General features: G+C 47.0%; 23 protein-coding genes. 15 read left to right on the top strand and 8 right to left on the bottom strand.

Features of this window, described 5'->3' with window-relative positions; translation table 11 throughout:
* Window positions 1-395: 395 nt before the first annotated feature.
* On the top strand, window positions 396-1,079 hold the full coding sequence (locus tag GXP22_07185) for a zinc metallopeptidase (GenBank protein NOX09254.1): 684 nt from the start codon (window positions 396-398) through the stop codon (window positions 1,077-1,079).
* A 145-nt stretch (window positions 1,080-1,224) separates the two neighbouring features.
* Here the strand turns inward: GXP22_07185 and GXP22_07180 are convergent, their stop codons facing one another.
* The 7 genes from GXP22_07180 to GXP22_07150 form a co-directional block, all read right to left on the bottom strand.
* Entirely contained in the window at window positions 1,225-1,410 is a 186-nt protein-coding gene (locus GXP22_07180) for a hypothetical protein (protein ID NOX09253.1), read from the bottom strand.
* 254 nt (window positions 1,411-1,664) lie between these two features.
* Window positions 1,665-1,955, bottom strand: a complete 291-nt coding sequence (locus GXP22_07175; protein NOX09252.1) for a hypothetical protein — start codon at window positions 1,953-1,955, stop codon at window positions 1,665-1,667.
* Window positions 1,955-2,230, bottom strand: a complete 276-nt coding sequence (locus GXP22_07170; GenBank protein NOX09251.1) for a BrnT family toxin — start codon at window positions 2,228-2,230, stop codon at window positions 1,955-1,957. Before GXP22_07170 ends, GXP22_07175 begins: the two co-directional genes overlap by 1 nt.
* Before the next feature lie 440 nt (window positions 2,231-2,670).
* Window positions 2,671-2,883, bottom strand: coding sequence for a hypothetical protein (locus GXP22_07165; protein NOX09250.1), 213 nt, complete (start codon window positions 2,881-2,883; stop codon window positions 2,671-2,673).
* A 70-nt stretch (window positions 2,884-2,953) separates the two neighbouring features.
* Window positions 2,954-4,087, bottom strand: a complete 1,134-nt coding sequence (locus tag GXP22_07160; GenBank protein ID NOX09249.1) for a cardiolipin synthase B — start codon at window positions 4,085-4,087, stop codon at window positions 2,954-2,956.
* Window positions 4,020-5,171: an FAD-binding protein gene (locus GXP22_07155; protein ID NOX09248.1), complete on the bottom strand. Its 1,152-nt coding sequence runs from the start codon at window positions 5,169-5,171 to the stop codon at window positions 4,020-4,022. The genes GXP22_07160 and GXP22_07155 overlap by 68 nt, the downstream gene beginning before the upstream one ends.
* A gap of 118 nt (window positions 5,172-5,289) precedes the next feature.
* Entirely contained in the window at window positions 5,290-7,887 is a 2,598-nt protein-coding gene (locus tag GXP22_07150; GenBank protein ID NOX09247.1) for a heavy metal translocating P-type ATPase, read from the bottom strand.
* A 194-nt stretch (window positions 7,888-8,081) separates the two neighbouring features.
* Between GXP22_07150 and GXP22_07145 the strand changes: the two genes are divergently transcribed.
* The 12 genes from GXP22_07145 to GXP22_07090 all read left to right on the top strand — a co-directional run bounded on the left by GXP22_07145 (window position 8,082) and on the right by GXP22_07090 (window position 18,561).
* The gene (locus GXP22_07145; GenBank protein NOX09246.1) at window positions 8,082-8,423 is read left to right on the top strand and encodes a hypothetical protein; all 342 of its coding nucleotides are present in this window, start codon (window positions 8,082-8,084) and stop codon (window positions 8,421-8,423) included.
* A 144-nt stretch (window positions 8,424-8,567) separates the two neighbouring features.
* Window positions 8,568-9,050, top strand: a complete 483-nt coding sequence (locus tag GXP22_07140; GenBank protein ID NOX09245.1) for a DUF411 domain-containing protein — start codon at window positions 8,568-8,570, stop codon at window positions 9,048-9,050.
* Window positions 9,050-10,444 carry a TolC family protein gene (locus GXP22_07135; GenBank protein ID NOX09244.1) on the top strand — a complete coding sequence of 465 codons (1,395 nt, stop codon included), beginning with the start codon at window positions 9,050-9,052 and terminating at the stop codon, window positions 10,442-10,444. Before GXP22_07140 ends, GXP22_07135 begins: the two co-directional genes overlap by 1 nt.
* Entirely contained in the window at window positions 10,444-12,159 is a 1,716-nt protein-coding gene (locus tag GXP22_07130; protein NOX09243.1) for an efflux RND transporter periplasmic adaptor subunit, read from the top strand. The genes GXP22_07135 and GXP22_07130 overlap by 1 nt, the downstream gene beginning before the upstream one ends.
* Before the next feature lie 11 nt (window positions 12,160-12,170).
* A complete protein-coding gene (locus GXP22_07125; protein NOX09242.1) occupies window positions 12,171-15,314 on the top strand; it encodes an efflux RND transporter permease subunit in 3,144 nt (1,047 codons plus the stop codon).
* A gap of 99 nt (window positions 15,315-15,413) precedes the next feature.
* A complete protein-coding gene (locus GXP22_07120) occupies window positions 15,414-16,019 on the top strand; it encodes a cupredoxin family protein (GenBank protein NOX09241.1) in 606 nt (201 codons plus the stop codon).
* A gap of 178 nt (window positions 16,020-16,197) precedes the next feature.
* The gene (locus GXP22_07115; GenBank protein NOX09240.1) at window positions 16,198-16,566 is read left to right on the top strand and encodes a hypothetical protein; all 369 of its coding nucleotides are present in this window, start codon (window positions 16,198-16,200) and stop codon (window positions 16,564-16,566) included.
* 47 nt (window positions 16,567-16,613) lie between these two features.
* Window positions 16,614-17,150 carry a hypothetical protein gene (locus GXP22_07110; protein ID NOX09239.1) on the top strand — a complete coding sequence of 179 codons (537 nt, stop codon included), beginning with the start codon at window positions 16,614-16,616 and terminating at the stop codon, window positions 17,148-17,150.
* A 10-nt stretch (window positions 17,151-17,160) separates the two neighbouring features.
* The gene (locus GXP22_07105; GenBank protein ID NOX09238.1) at window positions 17,161-17,592 is read left to right on the top strand and encodes a phosphate ABC transporter substrate-binding protein; all 432 of its coding nucleotides are present in this window, start codon (window positions 17,161-17,163) and stop codon (window positions 17,590-17,592) included.
* Window positions 17,593-17,656: 64 nt separating this feature from the next.
* Window positions 17,657-17,974, top strand: a complete 318-nt coding sequence (locus GXP22_07100; protein NOX09237.1) for a hypothetical protein — start codon at window positions 17,657-17,659, stop codon at window positions 17,972-17,974.
* Window positions 17,937-18,359, top strand: coding sequence for a methyl-accepting chemotaxis protein (locus GXP22_07095; protein NOX09236.1), 423 nt, complete (start codon window positions 17,937-17,939; stop codon window positions 18,357-18,359). The genes GXP22_07100 and GXP22_07095 overlap by 38 nt, the downstream gene beginning before the upstream one ends.
* The gene (locus GXP22_07090) at window positions 18,346-18,561 is read left to right on the top strand and encodes a hypothetical protein (protein NOX09235.1); all 216 of its coding nucleotides are present in this window, start codon (window positions 18,346-18,348) and stop codon (window positions 18,559-18,561) included. The genes GXP22_07095 and GXP22_07090 overlap by 14 nt, the downstream gene beginning before the upstream one ends.
* On the opposite strand, the gene GXP22_07085 is transcribed toward GXP22_07090, so the two are convergent.
* Window positions 18,545-18,835 (bottom strand): hypothetical protein, encoded by a 291-nt coding sequence (locus GXP22_07085; GenBank protein ID NOX09234.1) that lies wholly within the window; start codon window positions 18,833-18,835, stop codon window positions 18,545-18,547. The genes GXP22_07090 and GXP22_07085 overlap by 17 nt on opposite strands.
* An 83-nt stretch (window positions 18,836-18,918) precedes the next feature.
* Here GXP22_07085 and GXP22_07080 point away from each other — a divergent pair, with 83 nt between their 5' ends.
* On the top strand, window positions 18,919-20,565 hold the full coding sequence (locus GXP22_07080; GenBank protein ID NOX09233.1) for an RluA family pseudouridine synthase: 1,647 nt from the start codon (window positions 18,919-18,921) through the stop codon (window positions 20,563-20,565).
* 160 nt (window positions 20,566-20,725) lie between these two features.
* Window positions 20,726-21,031, top strand: coding sequence for a DUF4124 domain-containing protein (locus tag GXP22_07075; GenBank protein NOX09232.1), 306 nt, complete (start codon window positions 20,726-20,728; stop codon window positions 21,029-21,031).
* Window positions 21,032-21,039 lie beyond the last annotated feature (8 nt).

The raw sequence follows: 21,039 nt of genomic DNA, 5'->3' as shown, positions 1-21,039 counted from the left end.
GAAGTGTGGAAAGAATACATAAAGAACCAGAAGCCTAATGACCCTGATGATGACTTCAGTGTATTGTAGCCCGCCTTCAGGCGGAATGAACGGCTTTCAGCCGTAATTTGAAGCTACCGGCTTTAGCCGGTAGTCGTTCACACTGATCCCCCAGCGGACAACAAAATTGCCCCCCTTTTTCATTATGTTGGGTGAATAGCCCGTACCATTCCCAGATTTATTTTGGAGATGGCTTTGAAGGAGTGGAATATGATTCATAAAATCAAATCGCTGTTCGACAAGGGCAATGGCTTGAGCAAGAAAGCAGTAGCCAGAGAGCTGGGTATTTCGGCCAATACCATTCGCACATTAGACTAGCCTCCTGGCTCTTTGATCTTCTGGTATATTTATTCATTATGCATTTTATAATTATCTTGCTACTCATTATTGCTCTTTTATTTGGTCCACAATGGTGGGCTCAATATACCTTCCGTCGTTATGCAAAATCATTAGATCGTCTTCAAGGTACTGGTGGAGAGCTTGCTCGATATCTACTTGATCGATTTGAAATGTCACACGTCAAAGTTGAAAAAACAGATGCCAACTCAGATCACTATGATCCAATGGATCGGGTTGTACGCTTATCACCTAATAATTTTGACGATAAATCATTAACTGCAATTGCTGTTGCTGCACATGAAGTAGGACACGCGATTCAACATCACAGAAAAGAACCTTTATTAGCATGGCGAGGACGTCTTGTTATATTTGCAAATGCGGTACAAAAATTCGGGGTCTCTGCCATGATGATCATGCCAATCGTCATAGCTTTAACTCGTGCACCTGCACTGGGTGGTTTTTTACTTGCTGTTGGAATTGGTTCAATGTTTATGGCTGCACTTGTTCATTTGGTTACTTTACCTGTGGAAATAGATGCTAGTTTCAACAAGGCATTACCTATTCTTGAATCAGGTTATATAGAGACTGAAGATATTCCAAAAGTACGTCGCATTTTACGCGCAGCAGCGTTAACGTATTTAGCAGGTTCGTTAGCAAGTCTTTTAAACTTATGGCGTTGGATTGCAATACTCAGACGATAAAACTAGATTAAGTCATGACTGTTGTCGGACAGAAGCACAACGTACTCAGAACTCCAGGCGCTTTACACATTCAGCAATATTCAGGGTTTGAAGCCCAACGGTACGAAAACGTACGCTAAGATGGCTGATGCCATGCGCTGGCTTATTACAGCCCCAGCTCACTATGCGAACCAAGACGAACAAGTTGTAATACCTCGTCACTTGGTTTTCGATAGATTAACATCATTCTAAAGGCATCTGATATGGTTAGGCCCATTGTGGCCAGCACGGTGGCGGCCTCTTCTTTGATGTGCTCATTAATACGAGCGCGAACTACTGCATTTTCAGCCATGATTTAATTTCCCAATTAATAGCAAGGCGCAATATAATATAAGCAACCTATATTTGATAGGCCATTTTTATGCCTGAAATATGGGGTGTACCCAAAAATGTGCCCCCATACCAGACATCCCAGGCAATGTGTCTGAAATGCTCAGGGGCAAGGTGGACATAACGCTGAACCATACGGACATCAGACCAGCCTCCCAACTCCTGTGCTTCTTTTCGATCTACGGTTTTAGTAGGTTTTCGTACTTGTCATCCGAGTTAATTGCGCTTGTTAGCTGTGACATCATACAAACTACCGGAAACATATTTATGCAAAATACTAGCTACCAAGGTTTGATAAGGCATACCTTCTTCTAGTGCTCTCCTTTGAAGAGCTGATAAATCTCTTCCAGATAATCTAATATTAATCCTTTTGTTTTTCTTAAACGTAAGTGCGGCTGACTGTTCGATTGACTTCTTTCGTTCATCAGTCATGACGGATTTAAATTCACCTGAATCATAAGCATCCAGAAGTTCTTGCTCTTCTTTATCTAAATTAATTTTGTTCATCATTTTTCTCCAAAATAATGTTTAGTCGCTTTCCGACTAGGCATGACTGTTTTAAGGAATATCTCTTCATCATTTTCAATATATGGAACCAAGTATGCATACTCATCTATAGCCACAACGAACACCCGTTGATGTGGATATTTTTTATTATTAGGATGAGCAATATCATCGAGCAAACAGCCTGATTGCAAAGAGAAAACTATATCCTCAAAAGAGATATCTCTTTCCTCGATAAGCTTGCGATTTTTTTCTGGATTCCAGTTGATAGGTTTCATAATGAGCAATTATAGCACTACGTGTGCCTATTGCCATCACGAACAGGTGGCGTATTGTTGATTGATTCTAACGTAGAAAAGCAAAATGGCTCAGCGATACTCAGCGAGTGTTGGCGAGACTTAAAGGCGAGGGCGGGTCTATAAGTAATTGAAAAATATAAAATATCACTTTTGGGAACTACGAACCAGGCGGTCGGGCGTTCGAATCGCTCCGGGCGCGCCAAACAATTCAAAGGCTTACGTTTTTACGTAGGTCTTTGTCATGATTAGGATGAGTAGCATTACCTATGATTACTGGTTAGTAAATCGGAAGTTTTCAATACCCGTCCGTTTGAGCATTTGTTTCCAGCTTGATCCTGACGTTTGTCTAGATTGTTGTCTATGGATTCCCGCCTGCGTGGGAATGACAAGGTTGAGCGGGAATGAATGACCGATTTAATTCAGGCTTGAGTATCTATGATGGATCCAAGGGTATCATCAATTAGCTTGACGGCTTTGGCTGATGCCTCAATCAGATTTTCATTTTGTATGATATCAACACTGGCTTGAGTAATATCGCCGGCCTTGGCTATTTCGGCAGTGCTCTTGCTGAGTCCCTGCAGGCCGCGCTGAATTCCCTGAGTGGCTGCATTGATAGCGGGGATGCTGGACATGGTTCTTTGCTCGTGTGGTTGAATAGAGGGGTTCTTTATATAACGTCTGGTTTTTGAGTTTCTTAAGGGATCATAACCAACGTCGGACACACCAGCCTAGAAATTCGGCGAGACGTGGTACCCAGCGGCGTTGATGCCAGCGTACCGGGCATACGGCGGAGGCCTCTTTCAGGTCTTCTTCAAATTGTGCCTGTAACTGGTGACAGAAATCGGTATCGCGACTGACCAGGTTTAATTCATAGTTCTGAATCAGGCTACGATAATCGAGGTTAGCAGTGCCTAATGTCGCCCAGTTACCATCTACAATGGCAACCTTGGCATGTAGCATGCGGGGAAGGTACTCAAAGATTCTGACTCCATTATCCAGTAATCGAGCATAAACAGCATTAGCGGCCCAACGAGCCAAACGTACATCGCCGGTATGGGGCACCAGTAAGCGCACTTCAACCCCGCGTTTTACGGCGGCTATCAAGACTTTTTGGGTATGGTGATCCGGCACAAAATAGGGCGTTGTCAGGCACACCTGTTGTTTGGCGTTGCCGAGGAAATCATTATAGATGCTATTGAGTTGGCGTCGGTAAAAGCGGGTTTGATTGGCAACCAGAGTGCTTTTAGCCTGCTTGTTATCAATCGGCAGGTGATGTTTATCACCATGCCAGAAGGCATCAAATAATTCAGCAGCCTGTTGTGCCAGTTCGCCTCGAAAAGAGGCGTGGGTATCGCGCCAGCGTGCATTACCAAAATAGTGTTGTGAGCTTTCCCGATGAATATTGAATCCGCCAAGAAAGGCATGACAGCCATCGACGACCAGTAACTTACGATGATCCCGACGGTTATAACGCAGGGGCTTGCGCCAGTACCAGCGATGGAAGTGATGAACTTGTACCCCCGCTTGTTCGAGATCGGAACCGAGTGAACGATAAAACTGAAATAGTGACCCTACTGCATCGACCAGTAGACGAACCTGCACCCCGGCTTTGGCTCGTTCAGATAAGGCGTGGGCAAAGCGGCGGCCTACCTCGTCATCGGCAAAGATATAGGTCTCTAGCCACACCTGTTTTTGTGCGTTTTCAATGGCTGCCAGCATGGCATCGAATAAGCGATCCCCTTCGGTATAAAGCTGGATGGTTTCCGTATCAGCCATGACTACAGCGTTGGCTACGACACCAGACGCATTGGCAGTCAACATGGTTGCAGCTGACATTCTTGCGTTGACTCTGATAACGAAGCCTTGCCAGAGGCAGTAATAGTCGCTTGAAGAATGACCCCCGGTATTGATGACGCAGTGATGTCCGCAGGTCAGGGTTGGATGCCTGGTTACGCAGAAACCAGCGATAGCCGCGATTACCCAACAGGCTGAACATGGCCCGATTTACGATTGAAGTCTCCATTTGGGGTTTTAGTTGTTGCTGCCATAGCCTGTCGTAGTTCTCATGATTTAACAGGCTTTGTGCGGCAAGAACCCCGGATGAGATTGCCAGACGCATACCAAAGCCCCATAAGGTATCCTGGAACCCCGCTTGTTCACCGACTATGGGGTGTATGCCACCATAGGCGCTATCCGGGATGACAAAGTTGCCACTACCACCGTGAGGTCGAGGGTTGTGCATATCTAGTCCTGTCAGCTTTTGAAAGGCTTCTATTGTCCGCTGGACGTAAATCTTTTCTTGTTTGAAATCGCTAAACATACAGCTCTTGACGGTACCTTTACCGCCCATTATGAGTAGATAGGCATAGCCCTGGGGTGCCAGGTTGTCGTCACAAATAACCCAAAAGCCATCCTCTATATCAGTATCGAAGTGATAGCCGACGGCAATGGCATCCGCTGCATGTGGCCCCGAGGCCAGGATGCCGGCACCGGCAATATGTTGTAGCCGACTATTAAAACGAACCTCTACACCAAGTTCTTGAGCCTGTTGGAGCAGGGCGCTATCCAACGTGTCAGGACCGGGACCCCGTTCTACCAGATAGAACAGCGGTTCATTGGTCTTGATCTCATAGCGCTTGCCGCTGGCATCAAAGGCGCTGCCCTGGCAGTAAGGTTTGGCGGTAAATGCAGTGGTTAATCCTGCTGTACTCAATGTTGCTAAGGCATCTTCCTCGGTCGTCCAGTTTTCAATGCCCTGGAAGTCTCCATCAAAACGTTGACCGACTTCTTGGTGTGCTTCATGCACAATAACCCGACGACCCGCAGTCGCCAATGTAATGGCGGCGGCTAATCCGGCAGGGCCGGCACCAGCGATCTCAATTGGTGCAGAGGGATCTATTGTATCTTCGTTATGATCCATAAGCTTCCATGTAGGGTGAGCACTGTACATCAGAAACCAGCGCCGATTTTTTAATGGTGCGTGGTACGCACCTTACCTATAATCTCCGGTAGGGTGCGCACTGCGCACCAGAAACGATCTACAATTTAACATTCCTCAATCGCAGTGCATTAGTAATAACAGACACCGAACTGAAGCTCATGGCTGCTGCAGCAATAATAGGTGATAGCAGGATGCCAAATACAGGGTAGAGTATCCCGGCAGCTATCGGCACTCCAGCGGCGTTATAGATGAAGGCGAAGAACAGGTTCTGACGGATGTTGCGCATGGTGGCCTGTGATAAACGCCGCGCCCGCACGATACCCCGTAGATCACCCTTGATTAACGTGACTCCGGCACTTTCCATAGCAACATCAGTACCAGTACCCATAGCAACACCGACATGAGCTTGTGCCAGAGCGGGAGCATCATTGATACCGTCACCGGCCATGGCGACAATGTGACCCTCGTCCTGAAGTTGCTTGACCACGGCAGCCTTTTGATCGGGCAAGACTTCGGCCTGAACCTGATCGATATTTAATTTGGCGGCTACCGCTTCGGCTGTTTTGCGACTGTCACCGGTGAGCATGACAACCTTGATACCCGCTGCATGCAAGTCGCGAATGGCCTCGGGGGTGGTCTCTTTGACCGGATCGGCGACACCGATCAGACCAGCGGCCTTGCCATCAATAGTGAAAAACATCACCGTCTGACCATCAGCGCGTTGTGTGTCGGCCTGTTGTGGCAGATTACCGGCATCGATACCCAGGTCTTCCAGTAACTTGATATTACCCATGGCGACGCTACGCCCATCGACATCACCGGTAACACCTTTGCCGGTGATAGACTGAAAGTTTTCGGCCTTCACCAGTTTCAGTTGACGTTCCTCGGCACCTTGTACAATGGCCTCTGCCAGGGGGTGTTCGCTGGCACGTTCCAGACTGGCAATAAGTTGTAGCGATTCATCTTCGGTGAAACCGTCGACAGGGTTTACGGCGACCAGTTTTGGTTTTCCTTCGGTTAGCGTACCGGTTTTATCTACCACCAGGGTGTCGACTTTTCTCAGTACCTCCAGGGCCTCGGCATTCTTGAACAACACACCCATCATGGCACCCTTGCCGGTACCCACCATGATGGACATGGGGGTTGCCAGCCCTAACGCACAAGGGCAAGCGATGATTAATACCGCAACAGCATTAATGACCGCATAGGCGATAGCGGGTTCGGGCCCCCATAAAGCCCAGACAAAGAAGGTGATGATGGCAACCACGACTACGACAGGTACAAAGTAACCGGCTACAGTATCGACTAATCGCTGAATGGGTGCGCGTGAACGCTGGGCATCAGCTACCATTTTAACGATCTGTGATAACAAAGTATCTGCGCCCACTTTTTCGGCGCGCATTAACAGACCACCGGTACCATTAACGGTTGCCCCAATCAGGCGTTCGCCCGTTGTCTTTGCTACGGGTATGGGCTCGCCAGTGACCATGGACTCATCGACATTACTTTCACCTTCGATGACCGAGCCATCCACTGGAACCTTTTCACCCGGACGAATTCGTAGCGTATCACCGACCTGTACATGTTCCATGGGGATATCTTCTTCGCTACCATCTTCACGTACGATCCGTGCCGTTTTAGGCGCTAGCCCCAATAATAATTTGATGGCGGCATTGGTCTGGCTACGTGCGCGTAGTTCCAGCACCTGTCCCAGTAATATCAATGCAGTGATGACGGCTGCTGCTTCGAAATAAACCGGCACAACGCCAACATCATTAAATACCGCTGGCGGGAATACCTCGGGAAAGATAGTAGCGATAATACTATAGGTGTAGGCCACCGAGACACCAAGCCCGATGAGGGTAAACATATTCAGGTTGCGTGTGATAACCGATTGTACGGCGCGTACATAGAATACCCAGCCACCCCAGATAATTACTGGTGTTGATACAATCATCTCTAGCCATTGGCGCAGGCTGGGGTCGATTATTTCCGCCATGCTCTGCGGCCAGAACTCAGCGGCCATGGCACTGAATAATACCGGGATAGCCAGTGCGGCGCTGATCCAAAAACGTTTACTCATGTAATCCAGTTCGCTGGTGTCTTCTTCAGCTTCGACAGTCATTGCCTCCAGTGCCATGCCGCACTTGGGGCAACTGCCGGGATGATCCTGAATCACTTCGGGATGCATGGGGCAGGTGTATTTTGTTTCTGTATTGGAAAGTGGGATATCCTTTAGCTCCAGTGCCATGCCACACTTGGGACATGCGCCGGGACCTTGTTGTTCAACCTCAGGGTGCATGGGACAGGTATAAGTTGCGCCAGTATCGGCTGGGGTGTCGGTAGATGCGGGGGGAGCATCATGCGAATGCCCATGACAGCAGCTATGTTCGTCATCGCTGGCTGTTTCGGTTGGCGTGTATTGCTGTGGTGCTGCCTTGAACTTGCCTAGGCAACCCTCACTACAAAAATACCAGGTCTTTCCCTCGTATTCGGTGTGGTTTTCCGCGTCTTCGGTAATATCCATGCCGCATACCGGGTCTTTTAGTGAGGCGGTTTTTACATATTCGTCGGGGGCAGCTTCAAATTTATGCTGACAGTGTTCACTACAAAAGTGATAGGTTTTATTCGCATAATCGGTATGGTACTGCTTCTCATCCGTTACCTGCATACCGCACACTGGATCAGTTGACATGTCCTGCCTCCTTAAATTATGGAACCTCTGGGATAATTATAAATTTAATATAGCATACCGAATCAGCTTGCCTGTATGTTTTTGGGAATAAATTTTTATATTGAACTTTTTTGATTTAGCTGTATCCTACATTTTATCATTCACGACAGGTTTTTTAATTAATGTCATTGGGTAGAAGCAGATTTTTAATTGTAATGCTGATGTTGCTGGGCTTTATTAGTCAGGCAATAGCGGCTGCGGTTATTCCTGCCCCGATGATGGAGGCTCCGGCCACTGTTCAGAATGATTCGACCTACGTGGGTATGAGTATGATGAATCATACCTCTCATGGCATGGTTGATATGACAACGGCGACTGCCGATTGTTGTAAACAAGAATGTCATTGTCCAATGAATGGTTGCGTATCAGCGATGTTGCCCAATGTGATTCATTCCAATGATGTTGTTACGGTCTCCTTTCAGATAGTTTCTCCGGCTCGATCATTAACGATTAGCCAATTCCCCATCTCTCTCTACCGTCCTCCGATTACTGCTTGATACAAGATAGTTCTGTCTGCTGTTTGCGCTTATCGCTCAATCCAGGCTGATATTAATCACGTAGTATACTTGTTTTTTTAAACAGGTTAATGAGAGATAATTATGTTCAAGCAATACCTTACCAAGAATCTATTGATAGCTGTTATGGCTTTGTCTACGCTTGCCTGCGCGAGTGAAAATGATGATGGCCGTCAGCAACAACAAGTGATTGCCCCGCAAGCTGATAAGTCACCCGTGCTGGAGGTCTATAAAAGGGCTTCTTGTGGCTGTTGTGGTAAATGGATTACACATATGGAAACGAATGGTTATCAGGTGATTGCACATAATCTGGAGGACCTGTCGGCGTTAAAACGAGAGAAGGGTGTGCCGGCTTACTATCAGTCTTGTCATACCGCTGTTTCAGAGACAGGGTATGTGTTTGAAGGTCATATCCCGGCGCGTATCGTGCAACAATTTCTGGCTGAAAAGCCTGCGGGTGCGATTGGCTTGACGGTACCGGCGATGCCTGTGGGTAGCCCGGGCATGGAAGTCGGGAAAAAGTTTATGCCGTATGATGTGCTGATGTTAAAGGCAGATGGCACGGTTGCCAGATATGCCCATATTGATACTCAAGAGGAGCAATACTAATGATACGAGCAGTGTTACTGTCAGGTGTTCTGGCAATCAGTGTCTCTTCGCTATATGCGGATGAATCGACACAGGGTAATCGTTGGGTGTTAAATCTTGATGCGGCAGTCAACGCTGCACAGTTAAATGACCCTTGGTTGGTCGGCAATCAGCATTCACAGGATGCAGTGGATGCATTGAGTATTTCTGCTGGCACCTTGCCTGATCCAAAGATGTCGATTGGCATGGCTAACCTGCCAATGGATACCTTCAATTTTGATCAGGAGGGAATGACCCAGTTCAAGGTGGGCATTTCCCAGATGTTCCCGCGTGGTGATAGTCTGTCGATCCGTCAGCAACAACTACAGTTAATGGGTACACAATATCCGTATCAACGTGAGAATCGTAAGGCCAGGATAGTGGTTACTGTCAGTCAGCTTTGGCTGGATGCTTACAAGGCACAGGAAAGCATCGCACTGATCGATAAGAACAGGGACTTATTTGAGCAGTTGGCGGATGTTGCCCAGGCCAGTTATTCTTCGGCTCTGGGTCGCACTCGACAGCAGGATATAGTGCGGGCACAACTGGAATTGACGCGTCTGGATGATCGCTTGACCGTGCTGCATCAGCACCAGGAAATGTCATTGCAGCGGCTCTCCGAGTGGCTGAGTGATTCCTTTGTTGATCAATATTCAAAAAACACAGGGATAGGACAATTCTTGTTGTCATCCGGTTTTTCCCTCAGTCGGCAGTTGCCGGATACCGGTTTATTGAACCCTCAGTTGTATACCACCACAACAACGGTTGATCCGTCTGTGTTATTAGGTTATTTCTCCCGCCACCCGGCGGTAATGACCTTGAAGCAGAAGATCAAGGCAAGTCGCGCCGGGATTGAACTGGCTCGACAAAAGTATAAGCCAGCGTGGGGACTTAATGCTGGATATGGTTATCGCTCGGATACCCCGGTCGGGAATAATCGTGCCGATCTTTTCTCGTTAGGCGTGAGTTTTGATCTGCCTGTCTTTACTGCTAAACGTCAGGATAAGCAACTTCAGTCTGCGGTGTCCCGCACCGAGGCAGTGAAGACCGAGGAATGGTTGTTGTTAAGAAAATTAATGGCATCATTTGAAACCAGCAGGGCTAAGTTGCAGCGTTTGAATGAGCGTAAAACTCTTTATCAGGGACGGTTGTTACCACAAATGCATGAGCAAGCCGATGCTTCTCTGACGGCTTATACCAATGATGATGGTGATTTTTCCGAGGTCGTGCGTGCGCGTATTGCCGAGTTGAATGCCGAGATTGATGAGTTGATTATCAATGTGGAAAGGCAAAGGGCGATTATTCAGTTAAATTATTTTTTTGAGACAAGTGTCGATGCGGTTACTGCCGATGATCATCGTATGGGAGATAAATGATGAGTGATAATAAAGGTTCAACAGGTGTGTTGATCACCGGAGTGATTTTGGGTGCGGTTGTTACTGTGGGTATTTTTTCTGTCTGGTTTCAACCTGCTGGAGACTCATCGAGCCAGGGCGCTGCAACGGCTGAGAAAAAACCACTGTATTGGGTTGCCCCGATGGATCCCAACTACAAACGGGATAAACCAGGGAAGTCGCCTATGGGAATGGATCTAATTCCCTTTTATGAAGAGGCGAATACTGGAGTGGATGAAGGGCCGGGCACGATCAGAATCTCTCCTGATGTGGTTAATAATCTGGGTGTGCGCACAGCAGTGGCAAAATACGGTACCTTGCATTCTGAGATCAAAACAGTGGGTTATGTGCAGTATGACGAGGATCAACTGGTTCATATTCATCCCAGGGTGAAGGGCTGGATTGAAAAGCTGTATATTAAGGCATCAGGTGATCCAGTGGAGAAAGGGGAGCCACTTTATGAGATCTATTCACCTGAGTTGGTGAATGCACAGGAAGAATTGGTGTTTGCCATGGATCGAAAAAACCAGCGTCTGATACAGGCGGCGGTTGATCGACTCAAGGCATTACAGATCCCACAGGTGGCCATTAATCAACTCAAGAGGACAAAAAAGGTTAAACAAACGATTACCTTTTTTGCGCCACAAAGTGGGGTGGTGGACAACTTGAATATTCGTGAAGGATTCTTCGTGCAGCCGGGGACGACTATTATGTCGATTGGTGCATTGGATCAGGTCTGGGTAGAGGCTGAGGTGTTTGAACGTCAGGCATTTCTGGTTGCTGAGGGTTCACTGGTTACCATGTCGCTGGGTTTTCTACCGGGAAGAAAGTGGGAAGGCAAGGTGGATTATATCTATCCAACCCTGGATGCCAAAACACGCACACTCAAGGTTCGTTTGCGGTTTGATAATAAAGCCGAAGAGCTGAAACCTAATATGTTTGCACAGGTGGTGATTCACGCGCGTAGTGCGGATGATACCCTGCTAATCCCGCGTGAGGCTGTGATTCGTACGGGTAGTAATGATCGTGTTGTGCTGGCACTTGGTAAAGGACATTTCAAGTCGATCAAGGTTGAAGTGGGTCGGTTTGATGAGGACTCAGCCGAGATTATATCGGGTATCGACGAAGGTGAGAAAGTGGTGTCATCGGCACAATTCCTGCTTGATTCTGAATCCAGCAAGACCTCTGACTTTAAGCGTATGAATAATGATGATGAAGATGCCGGAATGGCAACTTCCGTTTGGGTCGAGGCAACGATTAATAGTCTGATGGCGGGTCATAGAATGTTGAATGTTTCACACCAGGCTATTACGGCATGGGATTGGCCTTCAATGACGATGGATTTTATTGTCTCTGAGGCGGTTGATTTTACGCGCTTGAAAAAAGGCATGACGCTGGATATCAAGATCAGTAAAACAGATGAAGGTAACTTCGAGGTCATCGATGTGCGTAGTGCGGGTGATAACAATACGGCAACAACCAACGGTGTTATCAATAGCATTATGGTGGGACATCGTATGTTGAATATCAGTCGTGGTCCGATTGAAAAATGGAACAAGGGAGCGGCAACGATGAACTTTATCGTTAGTGATGAGGTGGATATGTCAACGCTGAGTGAGGGGATGAAGATCCAGTTTACCTTCCAGATTACAGATGGTGAATTTGTTGTGACTGATATCCAGTCGAATAATCAATAGGGGTTGGCAATATGATTACTTCTATTATTCATTGGTCGGTAAATAATCGCTTCTTTGTCTTGTTGGCAACGGCGATCCTGGTTGGTCTGGGACTGTTTTCATTAAAAAACACCCCGGTTGATGCACTGCCGGATTTATCCGATGTGCAGGTGATTATTAAGACAACCTATCCGGGGCAGGCCCCTCAGGTGGTCGAGGATCAGGTGACCTATCCGTTGACCACAGCAATGTTATCGGTGCCTGGTGCAGTCACAGTGCGTGGTTATTCCTTCTTTGGTGATTCCTATGTCTATATCATCTTCGATGAACAGACTGATCTTTATTGGGCACGAAGTCGTGTGCTGGAATATCTCAGTCAGGTCGCACCGGATTTGCCCGCTAATGCCAGACCGCAACTAGGCCCGGATGCAACGGGTGTCGGTTGGGTGTATCTGTATGCATTGGTTGATAAGACGGGTCAGAATGATATTAGCCAATTGCGTAGTTTGCAGGATTGGTTCCTGAAATATGAGCTACAAACGGTTCCAGGTGTATCCGAGGTATCGGCTCTGGGCGGTATGGTCAAGCAATATCAGGTCAAGATAAACCCGGACAAGCTAAGAGCCTTTGGTATCCCTTTGTCGCATATACAGACGGCAATCAAGCGCGGTAATCAGGAGATTGGTGCCTCAGTGGTTGAAATGGCGGAAGCCGAATATATGGTGCGTGCCAGTGGCTATCTGCAAAATAAGGAGGATTTGGGAAATATCCCTCTGGGTGTGAATCAAAATGGTACCCCTTTATTGTTAAAGGATGTGGCGGATATTGGTATCGGTCCACAGATGCGTCGCGGTGTTGCCGAGCTTAATGGTGAAGGTGAAGTTGTTGGTGGCATTGTGGTGATGCGTTTTGGTGAGAATGCACAAAAAACCATTGATGGTGTCAAGGCCAAGCTGGAACAACTCAAGAAGGGTCTGCCTGATGGGGTTGAAGTGGTGACGGTCTATGATCGTAGTGGTCTGATTGAACGCGCAGTTGAAAACCTGTGGCATAAATTGCTGGAGGAATTTGCTGTTGTTGCCTTAGTCTGTATGGTGTTTTTATTCCATGTGCGTTCATCACTAGTGGCGATTGTCAGTTTGCCGGTGGGTATCCTGACTGCTTTTATGGTCATGCATATGCAGGGTCTGAATGCGAATATCATGTCGTTGGGTGGTATTGCGATTGCTATTGGCGCGATGATCGATGGTGCTATTGTGATGATCGAGAATATGCACAAGCACATGGAACGAACGCCGATCACAAAAGAGAACCGTTGGCAGATTGTGGCTGAATCGGCAAGTGAGGTGGGGCCGGCACTATTCTTTAGTCTGCTTATTATCACTGTTAGTTTTGTGCCCGTGTTTACGCTGGAGGCACAGGAAGGGCGTATGTTTGCACCACTCGCCTTCACCAAGACCTATGCTATGGCGGCTTCGGCTGCATTGGCAATTACCCTGGTGCCGGTATTGATGGGGTATTTTATTCGCGGCAAGGTGTTACCCGAACATAAGAACCCGGTTAACCGCATGCTGACCGCTGTTTATATGCCGGTATTAAAAAAGGTATTGAATTTCCCCAAAGTTACCTTGTTGATAGCCGTGCTGATTCTGGGTGTCGGGATCTGGCCATTGGATAAAATCGGTAGTGAATTTATTCCACCACTGGATGAGGGTGATTTGATGTATATGCCAACGACTTATCCGGGCATCTCGGTGGGTAAGGCGAGGGAGTTACTTCAGCAGACGGATAAATTAATTTATACGGTGCCCGAGGTAAAGACTGTCTTTGGTAAAGTTGGACGGGCAGAAACAGCGACTGACCCTGCCCCTCTAACCATGATCGAGACCTTTATTCAGTTAAAACCGAAGGATCAGTGGCGTGAGGGTGTTACCACCGAGAGCTTGAAGAAAGAGTTTGATCAACTGGTGAAACTGCCGGGTGTCACCAATGCCTGGGTGATGCCGATCAAGACCCGTATTGATATGTTGGCAACGGGTATCAAAACGCCTGTTGGTATCAAGATTTCCGGGCCGGAGTTAATTGAGATCCAGAAGATTGGTGAGCAACTGGAGGTTATTCTCAAGGATGTACCTGGTACTGCCTCGGTTTATTCTGAGCGTGTTGCCGGTGGGCGTTATATTAAGGTGGATATCAAGCGCGAGAAGGCGGCACGTTATGGGCTGAATATTGCCGATGTGCAACAGGTGGTGGCGACCGCGATTGGTGGTGTGAACGTGACGCAAACGGTTGAGGGGCTGGAGCGTTATCCTGTGAATATTCGTTATCCACAGGACTATCGAAGTTCACCTGAGCAGCTGTCTCTGTTACCAGTGGTAACACCGAACGGTCAACGTATCTCGCTGGGCGATGTGGCGAATATCTTTATTGAGGATGGCCCCCCTGGTATTAAGAGTGAGAATGCACGTTTGAATGGCTGGTCATTTATTGATATCGAAGATGTGGATGTCGGTAGCTATGTGGTTAATGCGCAACGGATTGTTGATGAACAGCTTGAGCTGCCTGCCGGTTATTCCATTGGTTGGTCAGGGCAATATGAATATATGTTGCGTGCCAAGGAAAAACTAACCTATGTGGTGCCATTGACCCTGGCGATTATTATCGTGTTGTTGTTTATAAACTTTCGTAATGTTGTTGAGGTCGGAATTATTATGGGTACCTTGCCACTGGCGATGGTGGGTAGTATCTGGTTGATGTATCTACAGGGCTTCAATTTCTCGGTGGCTGTGGGCGTTGGTTTTATTGCGCTGGCCGGGGTGGCAGTGGAGATTGGGGTCATTATGCTGGTCTATCTAAACCAGGCTTATAGTCACATGTTGTATGAGTGTGAGAGCAAGGGTGTGGCTCCACGGGAAGAAACCCTGCGCCATGCCGTGTTACATGGTGCGGGTATGCGTGTGCGTCCGGTGATGATGACGGCAGCGGCCATTATCGTTGGTCTGTTACCTATTTTGTATGGTACCGGAACAGGTTCGGAAGTGATGAGTCGTATTGCTGCACCGATGGTGGGCGGTATGGTAAGTGCTGTGATATTGACCCTGCTGGTGGTGCCGGCAATCTATTTTATCTGGCGCAGACACAGTATTAAACAGGTATGTGAATTGCCGAAGGATTGAGAGTGAAGGTCGCTGCTGCGCTGTTAAGTTCGAGGCATGAATGGCGGTGTGAAAGGTGTAGATGTTAATGCGTTATTTTTTAAATCAGGAGATTGAAGTATGTTAATTAAGAAAATTTTTATAGCAATAGTATTAAGTGGTGCCGTTTCAGGTGTGGTACTGGCAGGTGGTTCGCATGGTCATGATGATCATGGCATGACATCGGGTGGTGGGCATTCAGGGCATGATATGGGCTCAATGGGGCATGGTGATGAAGAGGGTTCGCATGGTCATGAAATTAGTCCTGTTGGTCAGCCTGCGATGGCATCACAGGCAACAAAGACAATTCGGGTTAGCGCAATGGACACCATGCGTTATCATTTTTCGTCAAAGCCGGATCTGCAAGCGGGTGATATTGTGAAGTTTGTGATTACCAATGAAGGTAAAATTAATCATGAGTTTTCTATCGGTGATGAGGAAGAACAAGAGGAACATCGTGCCATGATGCGTAAGATGCCCGGTATGGTTCATGCGGATGGTAATACCGTGACCATCAAGCCCGGTGAGACCAAGGAGTTGACATGGCAGTTCAAGGGTGACGATGAGGTGATATTCGCCTGTAATATCCCCGGTCACTTTGAGGCAGGCATGTTTGCTAAATCGAAGATTGGTGCCCCTGAGGAAGCTGAATCACATCATGGCGGTGAATCGCACGGCCATCATTAAAATGGTTAATTTTTTCGTTCTCACGTAAGCGGAAACACATAAAAAACAAGGGGCTAATTAGCCCCTTGTTTTTTATGCGCCTATAAAAATAATTGACAATAGGCAGTTTTTTTGTTTTAGGGTTACCTTCTACTTTACGGTAAGTTATTGTAATAACTATAAGCAGGAGCTGATTTTTATGCATAAAAGACTCACAACAACCCTCACCATAGCCGTTCTGGCAACAACAAGTATTCAAACTCAAGCCGCTAATTGGACAGATCGTATTGCCTTTAGTGGCTTTGCCAGTGCTAATTATCATCAGACCAATGACTCGGCTCCATTTAATGGAGTGTCAGGGCAAGGTCATGACGATGATGGTAGTTTCTCTGGTACGCGTATGGGGCTTAATGTACGTGCCAAGATCAATGAGCGGTTCCGTTTTGCCGGTCAGTTGTTTGCATCCCAAGAGGAGGATGACTATACCGTTCGTGTTGAGTGGGCTTTTGGTACCATGAATCTGATCGAGGGTTTGGATCTGCGTGTGGGGGCAATGGTCCACAGATAACCCGAGAGGCCTATACCGGTGCTGATCTGTTTAAGGGAGAGATTAGTATGGTCGATGGCAATGTCCGTCAATTAGGTGGTGTTACCCTGAAGGCAGATTGGGATGAACTGGTGTTGTTACAGTTCTCGACCTATCGGGGTACTATGAGAGATGTTGTTGCTATGCCTGTGATGAATGGTCAGAATCATGAGGCTACGACATTTGGTCTCAAGGTAGATATCGATAATTACCTGTTTATGTATGAGATTGCTGATATGAAAATGGGTAATCTGGCTATGATGAAGACGGATAGCTGGTATGTTACATTCGGTTATCGTATTGGTAATTTTATGCCAAATATTACCTTTGAAAATTTTCAACGGGGTACCCCGTTGGTTGATGATCAGGATATTACCACCCTGGGTCTACGTTGGGATGTGCTCAGGGATGTGGCAGTAAAGTTTGAAGTCTCCCGCATAAAATTGAATGCCGGTCGGGGTTTGTTTGACCCTGCGCCTACTCCCGGGCCGAGTAGCAATAGCGTTAATATGTTTGGCATTGGCATTGGCATTGGCATTGGCATTGGCATTGACACTGTATTTTAGGGGATTAATAATGGTTTATCGTAAATTTTTATCATTGGCTTGTCTCCTTTTTGCTGGCCTGTACAGTATTTCTGCACTGGCGGGTGTGGCTGTTATTGTTCATCCATCCAATGCGGATAGTAGTTTGAGTAGTGGTGTTGTGAAGCGAATCTTTCTGGGTAAAAAAAGCAAATTTCCCGGTGGTGGTAAGGTGGTGGCTATCGATCAATCGTATGATAGTGCTGATCGTGGCCAGTTTTATCAGAAAGTGGTGGGTAAGAATAGCGCGCAGATGAAATCTTACTGGTCGAAAATGATCTTTTCCGGTAAGGGTGTGCCGCCAGAATCGGTTGATGATGGTGCTGCCGTCAAGGACTGGGTGGCGGGTCATGCTGAAGGTATTGGTTACATCGATAGTAGTTTGGTTGATGACTCTGTAAAGGTCGTACTGGATATCCAGTAATGATTGTATCTATGACCGTTAACTCAGGTGATTCCTGGAATTATTGCAATGCCGAGGTTGGCTTATGAACTGGCTCCGATCCCTTTCGATACGTTACAAAATATTGTTGATCGTTCTTATCGCTGTACTCGGGTTTAGCGTTAATTTGGTTTTTAATTATAGTGTGACGAGCAGTAATGCGGTCAGGTTGCATCATATTAAGGATGTTTATTTCCCGACCCTTGAGCGTATTGATGCCAATCTGGTGCGTCTGGATCAGATTAAAGAGACCATGAATACAGCGGCGAGTACCGCTGAGCTGGATATGTTGGAGGATACCGACGAGCTTGCGGAGGCTATGCACAATGCCTTTGCTGAAGTCAGTCAGCTTGATGCGGGGTAGTTTGAACAGTTTTAGTAGCACCTTGAATTCTTTCCGTGATGCCAGTTATGAGCGATTCATTAACAGTATACAGACTGTTGATGCATCCTCTCGTGAGGCCTTTGATGTGAGCTTGATCGTCAGTCTATTGGCTGCTCTCGTTGTGGTTGTATCGGGGCTGATTATTAGTAGTCTGGTAACGAAAAATATCCTTAATGTGGTCGATTCACTGGAAGAGATGGCGCGGGGTGAGGGGGATCTGACCAAGCGCTTGATTGCCTCGGGTAATGATGAGATTGGTCGTTTGGTTGATGCCTTTAATACCTTTGTTGCCAAGTTACAAGGTATTGTTCAGAGTATTTCATGCTCTGCCGGTCAGTTGACCTCAGCCGATCGCTTCTATTAATCTATTGGCGAATGATGTTGAAAAGGCCTCCGGGGTAATTAACAAGCTGGAAGCGGATACTGAAAATATTAGTGTGGTACTGGATGTTATTCGTGGTATATCCGAGCAAACCAACCTGCTTGCCTTGAATGCAGCGATTGAGGCAGCACGCGCTGGTGAGCAGGGGCGTGGTACGCACCGGTTATTTAATCGGCGTCCTTGATCCATCCTTGCAGTGCTTCAATAATCTTTTCCGCTTGATCCTTGCTGGAAATATTGAATTTTGACTTTTGGTTGTACTCACCATTGCGTTTCTGATAACGACGTATGGTGTATTTATCCTTGCCATATTCCTCTGTTTTTCGATCCAGATCTTGATAACGAAAGATGATCGTCGACCATGCGCCCTTGGTTAGAACGATCTTGTCCAGTTCTTTAACGGTTAATTGACCGCTATCGGTGTAGTTGACAGTTAGTTCATCGATGGTTTCAGCCATTTTATTGCTTCCTTATTGAGATGTTTCCGCTAGTATATCATTATCAGTGCTATCCCGTTAACTCAAGAGACAGGCAACCCTTAATGATCCATTATTTTCCCTGTTCACCTGACCTTGATGATCTACCTGTATGTTTTCCTGACCCCTTTTCTAATTCCCCCCATCCCTTGGCAAAACAAGCGGCTTTGTTGTTACAACAATCCTTGCGCTCTCCTTCTGACTGGCAGCATGATTTTGATGCCGATGACGGTGGCAAAATGTTGGGTGTTCTGGTGGTGTGTGATGAGGCAAGAAAAATAGGCTTTATCGCGGGGTTTTCAGGTATGTTAGCAGGGCAGTGGCAGTTACCGGGCTTTGTACCCCCGGTGTTTGATATATCCGAACAAGCTGTTTTTTTATCTTCAGGGGAGCAGGGGTTGCAGCAATTGGCATTGGAAATACAATGCCTGGAAGAGTCACAGGAACGGTGTGAACTATTGAATACATTGCTTTGTTTGCAGGGGCAGCGTGATCAGGCACTGGATGATCTGTGTAAGCGAAAACGTCAGGCGAAGGTGGAACGAAAACAACAACGTGTCTTGTTACAGGATATAGCCGATGATGTGGCAAGAGAAAGACGATTAAGTTTATTGTCCTTGGCAAGCTGTCGGGATAAACGTGAGATAAAAGAGACGCGAAAGATGTGGGCTGACAGGGTTCAGTTATTACAGGTCAAACTGGATGTTATTGAACAACAGATCCTGGTTTTAAAGAAACAGCGCACCGATCAATCCCGTATTTTGCATAAAAAGATTCGTGCCACGTACCGTTTGACGAATCGTTTGCTAGAACAGCGTGCCATGACTGATTTTTTTGTGCAGGGTTTGCCACCCGCGGGGGCGGGCGATTGTGCGGGTCCCAAACTGTTGTATTATGCCCATCAACATAAGCTACGACCGATAGCTTTGGCAGAGTTCTGGTGGGGAACTTCACCATCGGGCGGTGTGCGCCATCATGCACATTTTTATCCGGCTTGTCGTGGAAAATGCAGGCCAATATTACCTTTTATGTTGCGTGGTCTGGAGGTTCAAGCAGAGGCGCAGTTCGGGCTGAATGTTGATCTGAATGAGCCGCGTGTAGTCTATGAAGATGACGTTTTACTGGTGTTGAACAAGCCTTCTGGTCTATTGTCGGTGCCGGGTAAAGTGGTGTCTGATTCTGTCTACACGCGTCTGCAACAGCGTTATGCTGATTGTCCTGAACTGACCCTGGTGCATCGATTGGATATGGCAACATCCGGTTTGTTGCTGGTGGCAAAGAATAGACGTACGCATAAGGCCTTGCAAAAGCAGTTTTTACAACGGAGTATAGAGAAACGGTATGTCGCATTACTGGACAGGGTGCTGGCAATAGATCAGCTTGAGGGAGTGATTGATCTACCCTTGCGTGTTGATCTGGATGATCGGCCACGACAACAGGTTTGCTATGAACATGGGAAGCTTGCTAGAACGCGTTGGCGGGTGATTGCTCAGGAAGATGCATTAACCCGTGTCTGGTTTTACCCGGAAACAGGGCGTACTCATCAATTGCGGGTGCATGCCTCACATCGGGATGGATTGAATGCTGCAATTGTGGGTGATGGCCTGTATGGTAAAGATGCGGAGCGTTTGATGTTACATGCTGAGAGATTATGTTTTACTCATCCTTTGAGTTTTGAGCGTTTGGAGATTGAGGTGGAGGCGCCATTTTAGTTAATATACTTGGTAAATTTGAGGTCTGGGTTACTTCTCTTTATCATCGACACGCCGTAAATACATCCATGTAGGCTCGATGGCCGCGTCCATGCGGCCAACGGTCTCTGCTAAAGAGAAGCAACCCAGGCCTCTTGAGTTACGGTAAGGGGGGAGGTATATGAATAAAATGATTCGTATGTTGGTAGTGTTAGTTGTTATTGTGGGTATTTTTCCTTTTATATTACCGTTAAAGGATGGTAAGCCATTATTAAAATGGTCGGATATATCAATGCCGAAACAGCTTAAGGTGCCTGCTTTATCTGATCTTCCTGACATGCCTGATCTACCCGATGTGTCGGATCTTTATAGTGGGTCATCGGATGTCTCTGTTACGGTTTATAAGTGGAGGGATGCCAATGGTAACTGGCATTTTGGTGATGCCCCTCCTGCGGATGTGAGTTATGAACGTATCACGGTTAAATAGGTAGGGTG

The organism is Gammaproteobacteria bacterium, from assembly GCA_013151035.1.
In the GTDB taxonomy this organism is placed as follows: domain Bacteria; phylum Pseudomonadota; class Gammaproteobacteria; order JAADJB01; family JAADJB01; genus JAADJB01.
Note: the sequence above shows the minus strand (reverse complement) of the source record. Positions and strands in the feature narration are given on the sequence as shown.